The following is a 6,357-nucleotide window of genomic DNA, read 5'->3' as shown; positions in this document are numbered from 1 at the left end:
CCGCCCAACGAGCCGTAGTTGTGCACCAGCTGCAGCACGTCCAGCAGCTCCGGCGACAGCTCGCGCAGCGGGGCCGTCATCGGCATGGCCAGGGTGAGCTGGGTGGCGAACGCCGGCAGGTCCTTCTGGATGCGCTTGTACTCGTCGAGCTGGCGCAGCGCGTCCATCAGCAGCGCCTCGGTGGACGAGTCCATCTCCACCATGAACTCCTGGGGATCGGCCGGCCGCAGCTCGAAGTCGCCCTGCTCCCAGGTGACGATGCGGTTGAAGCTCTTCTGCGGCCCCAGGTTGTGGTTGTCGTCGATGACCGCGTAGTACACGCGGCCCTGGCGCAGGTAGATCTTCCCCTCGTGCTCGTTGCTCACCACCAGCACGCCGTTCTTCTTGGACGTATGGAAGAGCTGGAGCAGGTCCGGCAGCGGAATCTCCTCGATCTTCCCCGTCATGGACGAGGCCTTCGTCGAGGTCCGGGCCGCCTGGGCCGCCGCCGCCTCCTCCAGCTTCTGCTTGGCCATGGCGTCGTCGACCTCGCCGACACCGGCCCCCTGCTGGATGAGCTTGAGGATGGAGGTCCCGATGAGGATGCGGTCCCCCTCCTTGAGCGTCGCCTGCTTCACCTTCTCGCCGTTGACGAAGGTGCCGTTGGTCGAGCCCAGGTCCTCGATGGAGATCTGCCCGGTGCCGTTGACCACGATGCGCGCGTGCTTGCGCGACACCATGTCCTCGACGAGCACCATGTCCAGCTCGCTCGAACGGCCGATGACGATCTGCCGCTCCGCCTTCAGGGGGAACTCGCCGCCCTGATACTTGCCGGAGATGAACTTGAGCGCGTACGCCCTTGCCGCCGATCCGCTCGGAGTGCTCACGGTGCTACGACCTCGATGATGAGTGTTGCCGTGGTGCTCGGCCCTCCCTCGTCGCCCCTCCGCTCCCACTCCAGCCGAGCCCTGCTGAGAACCCGCCTAGCCTACATGAGACCGGGCGAAAACAAGAATTCCTCACCACTGCGAATCAACGAGAGCCGGCGCTGGCCCTTTTCGTCCACCGGCCGCGAGGGAAGAACCCCCTCCAGGCGCCACTCCTCGGTCACCACCGCCTCGTCCCGCTCGAGGCGCAGGTACCACGCCCGCGCCTCGTAGCGGCGCCGCTGAAGCGCCAGCACCCGCTCCACCTCCGCCTCCCCGCCTCCGTCCCCCGCCTCCCCCGGGCCCCGCAGCGCCATAAGGGTTTTCCGATCCCCCGCCTCCAGCGCCCGACGCCGGGCCTCCAGCGCGCCGACCACCGCCGCCAGCCGGGGCGCGGCCAGTCCTTCCGGCACCCACTCCCGCCCCCGGAGGACGAAGGGCACCTGCTCCACGCCCAGGGAGCTGACCTCGGTGCGCCCCAGCCGGCCCGAGAAGTCCAGGGTGGCCGAGGCCACGGCACGCTGGCCCCCCGGCTCCACGCTGACGGTGATGCGCGCGAAGTGGTGCGTCTGGGAGGTGAGCCGTGCGCCCGCCCCGGGGATGGCCAACTCCAGGCGGTCCTGCTCGGTGCTCTTGAGCGCGGTGATGATCTCCACCTCCGGCCCGGCCGCCATCCCCAACAGGCGCGGCATCAGCACCGTCAGGGCGACCCCGGCGGCCAGCAGGGCGATGACTACCCCGCCCAGCCGGCTCCAGTCCTGGGTGCTCCTCACGAGCCCAGCAGACGCTGGGCGCGCTCCGCGGCGGGCGTCCCCGGAAGGCGCTCGATCACCCGCTGCAACGTCTGCTTCGCCCGCTCGGTGTCGTTGAGCCGCACGTAGGCGTCATGCAGGTCGAAGAGGGCCTCCTCCTCGAGCGCGGTGCCCGGATAGTTCTTCAGCAGCCCCTCGAGCCGCTGCGCCACGGCCTTCCAGCGCTCGCGCCTCGCGTAGAAGTTGGCCACGTACAGCTCGTGCTCGGCCAGCCGCCGGCGCGTCTCCTCCAGCTTCTGCCTGGCCTCGGGGGTGTACTGGGAGTCGGGGTACTGGCGGATGAACTCGTTGAGCGAGCGCAGCGCGGCCTGCACCTCGGTCTGATCCTTCTCCGTCGAGGGCGGCAGGAGGAAGAAGTCCGAGGGGATGTCCTGGAAGTGGCTCAGGGCGCCCTGGTAGGCGGCGTAGTCCACCTTGGGGTGCGTGGGGTGGAGCTTGATGAAGGACTGGTACTTCTCGCGCGCCTCGGCGTACTTCTCCTGGGCGAAGTCGAGGTCCGCCAGCTTCAGCTCGGCCTCGTTGGCCGCCTCGAGGAAGGGGTACTTGGTCCGGACGTGCTCGAAGTACTTCTCGGCCTGGAAGAAGTCCCTGCGCTCCAGGGCCTCGTCGCCCAGGCGGATGTTGGCCTCGGCATCGGTCCCGTAGTCGGGATCTCCAGGCTGGCCGGTGGTGAGGGCCGCGCAACCAGCGGCGGACAGGAGGGCGGTCAGGCAGACGGCTCGAAGAAGACGCATGGGTAGGGAAGCAAGCTAATCGTCCCGACCCGAAGGTTCCAGCGTCGCGTCACCGAGTACCCGCTGGATGACGTCCTCGGAGAAGCCCCGGCTGACCAGGAGACGGCCGGCCCGCGCGTGCTCCTTGGGCTCCAGCGTCCGCCCCGCCAACCCCCGCCGCTCCAGCACCTGGCGCGCGGCGGCCTCCGCGTCGAACTCCACCGTGCCGCTGGCCGAGTCCACCGCCGCCCGGGCCTCCTCGCGGCTCAGCCCATGGGCCTCCAGCCGCTGCCGCACCGCCTGGGGGCCGTACTTGCCCCGCTGCAGCAGCACCGCCGCCCGCTCCCGGGCGAAGCGCTCGTCGTCCAGGTAGCCCCAGCCCCGCACCTGCTCCAGCGCGGCGGTGCGCACCGGCTCGGAGAAGCCCTTGCGCTCGAGCGCCGTCAGCAGCTCGTGCCGGCTGCGGCCCCGGACGGCCAACAGTCGCAGGCATGCGTCCGTCGCACGCCTGACTTCCTCGGGGGTGGCTTCCTCGGAGTCCATCGCCTGCTCTCTAGCATGTGGTAACAGGCGCGGCATGCACCCCCTCATCGCCCGCTACCTCAGCCCCGATGCCGCCCGCGAGACACTCCAGAAGGAGAAGAACGGCGAGCCGCTCGAGCCCGAGGAGCGGCTCTTCGCCGAGACCGCCGCCGCCCACCCCGACAAGCGCTCGGAGCTGATGGGCGGCAAGGGCAAGCGCCACCTCTCCTCGGATGCCGAGGCGGCCGTCGTCTTCCTGGCCGCCTATGCCGCCACGCGCGCCATCGCCGAGGACCCGGCGCTCTCCGCCGCCACCGCCAAGGCCCGGGAGGCCCTCGCCGCCGAGGGCGCCACCCCCGACGAGACGGACGCCTTCATCGCCTCCATCCTCCTGGAGGAGGCCTTCGGCTACGAGGAGGAGGTGGAGACGTTCGACCGCTCCTACGTGGAGGAGGCGCTCGGAGAGGTGCCGGCCCTGGCCGCCCTCACCCGCGAGCAGGTGGACGCCCTCATCCTCGGCTTCGAGAAGGCGAGCAAGGACGAGACCGAGCGGGACGTGCGCGCGCGCATCGCCCGGGCCGTGGTGAACATCGCCTGGGGCGAGGGGCCCACCCCCATCAACCCCGAGCACATGGAGGGGCTCTTCGAGTCGGAGATCGCCGACAAGCCCGAGGCCGAGCTGGAGTCGGGCCTGCGCGCCACCGTGGACTTCCTTCACGTGCTCGCGAAGGAGGGGCTCATCGGGCCCCAGCGCCTCACACGCCTGCGGGCGCAGCTCGGGGACGAGGAGGCGTAGCGCGGAGCGCGGGCCCCCTCCCCAGGAGGGAGAGGGCCCAACGGCGCCTAGAAGCGCTCGATCTGGAAGTCGTCGTCGCCGCCGCTGGCGGGCTTCGGCGCGGCGGGAGCGGGCGCGGGAGCGGCGGGACGCGGAGCCACCGCCGGAACGCCCGTGCGAGACGCGGACGCCGCCGGAGCGGGGGCGCCCGGACGAGGCGCGCCGCCAGGGGGAGGAGGAAGAACCCCCGGACGGGCCGCGGCGGGAGCGGGCGCCGCGCGGGCCGGAGTGGCGGCGGGAGCCTGGGGCTGCTGGTTCTGGCCGAACTGGTTCGTCCCCGGCACGGGCTTGGAGGCGCCGTTGGCCTCGAAGTTGTCCCACTTCGAGTCCGAGGTGGCGCTGATGCCGGAGAAGCGCAGCGCGAAGTCATCCGGGTTGGTGGCCTGGCGGTGGGCCTCCTCGTAGGTGACGAGCCCCTGCTTCACCAGCGACATGAGCGACTGGTCGAAGGTCTGCATCCCGTAGGTGTCGAAGCCCTGCGAGATGGCGTCCGGAATCTCCTTCGTCCGGTCCTTGTCCTCGATGAGCTCCTTCACGCGGGCGGTGCAGCGCAGCACCTCCACGGCGGCCACGCGGCCCTTGCCGTCGGCGCGCGGAATGAGGCGCTGGCTCACCACGGCCTTGAGCACGCTCGCCAGCTGGATGCGCACCTGCTTCTGCTGGTAGGGCGGGAAGGCCGAGACGATGCGGTTGATGGTCTCCGTGGCGTCCAGCGTGTGCAGCGTGGACATCACCAGGTGGCCCGTCTCCGCCGCCGAGAGCGCCGTCTCGATGGTCTCGTGGTCACGCATTTCGCCCACGAGGATGACGTCCGGGTCCTGCCGCAGCGCGCTCTTCATCGCCTGGGCGAAGGACATCGTGTCCACGCCCACCTCGCGCTGGTTCACGATGGAGCGCTTGTCGCGGATGAGGAACTCGATCGGATCCTCGATCGTCATGATGTGGTTCGTCTCGGTGGCGTTGATGTGATCGATCATCGCCGCGAGCGTGGTGGACTTACCCGAACCCGTGGTTCCGGTGACGAGGATGAGGCCGCGCTCATCCAGGCAGATCTTCTCCAGGATGGTCGGCAGCATCAGCTCCTTGATGGTCATCACCTTGAAGGGGATGACACGGAGCACCGCGCCGACGGTGCCGCGCTGCTGGAAGACGTTCACGCGGAAGCGGCCGAGCCCGGGGACTCCGTACGCCAGGTCCACCTCGTTGCTCTGCTTGAACTTCTCCTTCTGGAACTCGTTCATGATGCCGAAGGCCATGCGCGCCACCTCTTCAGGGGGCAGCCGCTTGCCGTCCTTCAGCGGAACCAGTGAGCCATCCACACGGAACATGGGCGGCAGGCCCGCCTTCAGGTGGATGTCGGAGGCACCGCCGCGGAGCGCAATCTGGAGGATCTCGTTGAGTTCCATGAATGGGCCGGGATGCTAGCACGCCCCACCGGCCCGAAGACGAGCCCCCCGTCGAGGCTCGATTGCCTGCCCGGGCCCGCAAAAGCCAACGGCGGAGGCCCCCGAGAGGACCCCCGCCGTGTGGGTGCTCCAGCGAATCCGAAGAGACGGATTAGCGCTTGGAGAACTGGAACCGGCGACGCGCGCCCGGCTGGCCGTACTTCTTGCGCTCGACGGCGCGGGCATCACGGGTGAGGAAGCCGGCCTTCTTCAGCGCGGGGCGGAAGTCCGGGTTGTAGTTGCACAGGGCGCGGGACAGACCGTGGCGGATGGCGCCGGCCTGGCCGGTGAGGCCGCCGCCGCGCACGTTGACCTCGATGTCGATCTTGCCCTTCTGCTCGAGGATGTCCAGGGGCTGGTTGAGCACCATCTTGGACGTCTCGCGGCCGAAGTACACGTTGATGTCGCGGCCGTTCACAGTCACGACGCCGGTGCCCGGGCGGATCCACACGCGCGCGGTGGCCTCCTTGCGGCGGCCGGTGCCATAGAAACCCTTCTCGGTGGCGGTAGCCATGTCGTCTCTTCTCTAAAAAAAGGTGTGGAAGTGGGGAAGGAAGGAGCGCTTACGCCTCGACCTCGCGCGCGACCGGCTTCTGGGCGGCGTGCGGGTGCGTGTCACCAGCGTAGACCTTGAGCTTGGTCATCATCTGACGGCCCAGCGCGTTGCGGGGCAGCATGCGACGCACGGCGTTGATGATGATGTCCTCGGGGTGCCGCGCGCGCAGCTTGGCGAGGTTGGTGCTCTTCAGGGCGCCCGGGAAACCCGCGCGCGGGTGCCGGTAGTACATCTTGTCCTGCTCCTTCGTCCCCGTCACGCGCACCTTCTCCGCGTTGATGACGATGACGTGGTCACCCGTGTCGATCGACGGGGTGTACATCGCCTTGTGCTTGCCCTTGAGCAGGGTGGCAATCTGGCTGGCCGCGCGGCCAAGCACCTTGCCATTCAGGTCGATGATGTGCCAGTCGCGCTTGATATCCGCCGGCTTCGCGCTGTAGGTCCTCTGCGACATTGTTTGAACTCCAGAAGTCATTGGTGGCGCCCGAAGCGCCTGTAGCCAAAGCAACCGCGGGTCCACCCTGAGAACTTCCAAGCTGGCCCGGAAAGGCCGACCGTCTTAGAGGGGG

8 protein-coding genes are annotated in these 6,357 nt (G+C 69.2%); 1 reads left to right on the top strand and 7 read right to left on the bottom strand.

Features of this window, described 5'->3' with window-relative positions; genetic code table 11:
• The 4 genes from VF697_RS22065 to VF697_RS22050 form a co-directional block, all read right to left on the bottom strand.
• A partial coding sequence (locus VF697_RS22065) for a DUF4388 domain-containing protein (protein WP_331098071.1) occupies window positions 1–866 on the bottom strand: 866 nt, incomplete at its 3' end.
• Window positions 867–967: 101 nt separating this feature from the next.
• Entirely contained in the window at window positions 968–1,678 is a 711-nt protein-coding gene (locus VF697_RS22060) for a hypothetical protein (RefSeq protein WP_331098069.1), read from the bottom strand.
• Window positions 1,675–2,451 carry an outer membrane protein assembly factor BamD gene (locus tag VF697_RS22055; RefSeq protein WP_331098067.1) on the bottom strand — a complete coding sequence of 259 codons (777 nt, stop codon included), beginning with the start codon at window positions 2,449–2,451 and terminating at the stop codon, window positions 1,675–1,677. Before VF697_RS22055 ends, VF697_RS22060 begins: the two co-directional genes overlap by 4 nt.
• A gap of 15 nt (window positions 2,452–2,466) precedes the next feature.
• Window positions 2,467–2,973, bottom strand: coding sequence for a regulatory protein RecX (locus VF697_RS22050; protein WP_331098065.1), 507 nt, complete (start codon window positions 2,971–2,973; stop codon window positions 2,467–2,469).
• Window positions 2,974–3,007: 34 nt separating this feature from the next.
• Here VF697_RS22050 and VF697_RS22045 point away from each other — a divergent pair, with 34 nt between their 5' ends.
• The gene (locus VF697_RS22045) at window positions 3,008–3,748 is read left to right on the top strand and encodes a hypothetical protein (protein WP_331098064.1); all 741 of its coding nucleotides are present in this window, start codon (window positions 3,008–3,010) and stop codon (window positions 3,746–3,748) included.
• A gap of 47 nt (window positions 3,749–3,795) precedes the next feature.
• On the opposite strand, the gene VF697_RS22040 is transcribed toward VF697_RS22045, so the two are convergent.
• From VF697_RS22040 to rplM, 3 genes are all read right to left on the bottom strand, one after another.
• Window positions 3,796–5,193, bottom strand: coding sequence for a type IV pilus twitching motility protein PilT (locus VF697_RS22040; RefSeq protein WP_331098062.1), 1,398 nt, complete (start codon window positions 5,191–5,193; stop codon window positions 3,796–3,798).
• Window positions 5,194–5,344: 151 nt separating this feature from the next.
• Window positions 5,345–5,746, bottom strand: coding sequence for a 30S ribosomal protein S9 (rpsI, locus tag VF697_RS22035; protein ID WP_331098060.1), 402 nt, complete (start codon window positions 5,744–5,746; stop codon window positions 5,345–5,347).
• Between the two features lie 49 nt (window positions 5,747–5,795).
• On the bottom strand, window positions 5,796–6,242 hold the full coding sequence (gene rplM / locus VF697_RS22030; protein ID WP_331098058.1) for a 50S ribosomal protein L13: 447 nt from the start codon (window positions 6,240–6,242) through the stop codon (window positions 5,796–5,798).
• Between the last annotated feature and the right edge of the window lie 115 nt (window positions 6,243–6,357).

This window comes from Archangium sp., assembly GCF_036388035.1.
GTDB lineage: Bacteria > Myxococcota > Myxococcia > Myxococcales > Myxococcaceae > Archangium.
Note: the sequence above shows the minus strand (reverse complement) of the source record. Positions and strands in the feature narration are given on the sequence as shown.